General features: G+C 68.4%; 2 protein-coding genes and 1 pseudogene. 1 reads left to right on the forward strand and 2 read right to left on the reverse strand.

All coding sequences use genetic code 11. From position 1 onward, the window contains the following. A pseudogene (locus tag ROTAS13_RS23185) lies at positions 1 to 286 on the forward strand (IS5/IS1182 family transposase); the annotation flags it as partial. 90 nt (positions 287 to 376) lie between these two features. Here ROTAS13_RS23185 and ROTAS13_RS23190 read toward each other — a convergent pair. Both ROTAS13_RS23190 and ROTAS13_RS23195 read right to left on the reverse strand, forming a co-directional pair. Further along, positions 377 to 841: an HNH endonuclease domain-containing protein gene (locus ROTAS13_RS23190; protein WP_075823557.1), complete on the reverse strand. Its 465-nt coding sequence runs from the start codon at positions 839 to 841 to the stop codon at positions 377 to 379. Positions 842 to 946: 105 nt separating this feature from the next. After that, a complete protein-coding gene (locus ROTAS13_RS23195; protein ID WP_075823558.1) occupies positions 947 to 2,146 on the reverse strand; it encodes an SH3 domain-containing protein in 1,200 nt (399 codons plus the stop codon). Between the last annotated feature and the right edge of the window lie 138 nt (positions 2,147 to 2,284).

Genomic DNA, 2,284 nt, shown 5'->3' on the forward strand with positions numbered 1-2,284 from the left:
CGTCAGCGGCACGCGCCGCGGCCTCACGCCCCGCCTGCGCCGGCTGCTCCGGCGCCGCAGCGCCATCGAGCCCGAGATCGGCCACATGAAGACCGACGGCCGCCTCGCCCGCTGCGCCCTCAAGGGCACCAACGGCGATGCCCTCTACGCCGTCCTCTGCGGCTGCGGCCACAACATCCGCAAGATCCTCGCCCACCTCAGGGCCCTTTTGGCCGCTCTCCTCGCCACCCTGCTCCGGCACCTCACCCCGGCAGACCGCCGGCCAATCACCGCTGCGCCAGCCTGAACAGGTTATTCAAGGGCGACTAGGTAGGTGAAGCAGCTATTCTGATCCTATGGCTGGCCAGTGGCGAGGATGATTGTCATGCAAACCTCGTCAGGGGTCCCACTCCGGCACCTGCTGGTCATAACGCAACCGCAGGCGCTGCACGCACAGCGCGGCGAACACCGCCTCCGGTGCCGGTCCAGCCATCTCGCCGGCTAACCCAGGCAGGCTGGCCCGGGCCTCGTCGGCAAAGCGCCGCGGCAGCACGAGGTCGCCTTCCGCCAGATAGGCCCGCTGCCACCACGCCTGGATGGCGTCCCCGGCCGCCCGCAGCCGGCCATCCGCCGGCAGGCGCTCGCGCTTCTCGCGCTGGTTCACCTGTCGGTGCGCCGGCAGCAGGTTCCACAGGTCACCACAGGGCCAAGCCGACCAGGGCAGGCAATGGTCGATGTCGAGGCTCGCCGCGTCGAGCCGCCGGCCGCTCCAGACGCAGTGCAGCCCGCCGCCCGCCTCGATGAGCCGGAGCGCCTGCTCGCGCGGCAGCGCCACGCCGCGTGATGGCTCGGCCCAGGTCATGACCGCGGCCAGGGCGCCTTCCTATCGGCAGGTGACTGGTCTCCGCCCGACATTGATCGGTCACAGCGTTCCGTCTGTTGGATCTTATCTAACAATCAACTGAAATTACTGACGAATATTCTCCAGTAAGCTTGAGTGGACCCAGCCCCAGGGGCTGGTATCTCCCACCTGAACCCACCCATTCCGGCGACCGTGCACCTGTAGGGTCACCCCCTGCGCAACCGTCCTGACCACGCCGGATGAGCCGTTGGCAGCTCCTCGGACGTTGGCACCCTGCTTGGTCACGACGCGCTCCCCTTCGACCGGGAGGGCCGAGGCCGGTAGCGCCGCCGATGCCGATACCGTTGGAACGGCTGCCGGAACAGCCATTGGAGCAGCCGGGTTGGCCTGCACGGTGGCAGGTGCCCCTATCGGGACAGTCGTCAGCAATGGTGGCGCTCCGCCAGTGGATGAGGGGAGATAGACGCCCGGCGGGACGAAAGGGTTCCTGCCGAGGTGGGCCGACCCGAACCACAGGGCGATGCCGAGGATAGCAGCCGCTCCGACGGTGTACTCGTGGGCGCCGCCAACCTGCGGCAGGGGCGGTACTGTGTAGCGGCTGGCTGGCTCGGCAGGGGCGAACGGTAGATCGCCGGCCTCCCCACCCAGGGATGCGGCATTGGCGAGGTCAGCCAAGGCCTGCTGGAGCCGATGGTAGCAGGCCGCGAACTCCTGAACCGCCCCATGATTGCTGAACATCCACGCCTCGTGGACCCCGCCGTTGCTGCGGAGGATGATGCGCCCGTAGAGGGCGATCGGGATCTGGCGGTTGTTGGCAAACCTCCGGTCAGGGCTGCCGTCCTTGTTGGCCTTCTCCCAAGCGTGGCCCACGACGGCGGCGTCGGACGGCACGCCCTCGTCCTCGACGAAGCGCACAGACATGGCCTCCAGCCGGAGGTCACGAAGGTCGATGAGGGCGAAGTCCCCGCTGCCGCCCCTGCGGTCGCGGATGAGGCCGAAACCTGGGAAGATCTCAATGTCCTCCCCGTTGGCGTTTCCGAAGCCCAGGCCCGTCCAATGGGACGCCACGATGCCCGAGTTTGCGACCGCGAGCGACGTCGGGGTCCGCGTGACAAGGGTGCTGGCGGTCGTCCTGAGCGCCACACGGTCGATGGAGACCGAGGAGGTGACGTCCCAAACCTTGTGCGACCGCGCGAGACGGACGTGCGCGGCGGAGAGCGCACGGTAGGCGTTCAGCGCCTCGCTGCCGAAGGCGAAGTCCACTTGCACATGGCAGGCGTCGTGCTCGGCCGCACGCTGCTCCACTTCGTCCTGGCGCTCGTCGAAGGCGGTTTGGAGCCGGGGCAGGCGCCCGCCGGAGAACGGGCGTAGGGGGAACTTGCGGGCTCGCTCCAGGGAGCGCCTGTCTCTTGATCACATCTACGCACAGCTCCACCGTAAGGC

It is taken from the genome of Roseomonas sp. TAS13 (assembly GCF_001950415.1).
Taxonomy (GTDB): Bacteria; Pseudomonadota; Alphaproteobacteria; order Acetobacterales; family Acetobacteraceae; genus Roseomonas; species Roseomonas mucosa.

What these genes read in the sequence shown, in the direction of transcription:
- ROTAS13_RS23190 (WP_075823557.1), bottom strand. Translation starts at nt 841, where the DNA reads ATGACCTGGGCCGAGCCATCACGCGGCGTGGCGCTGCCGCGCGAGCAG.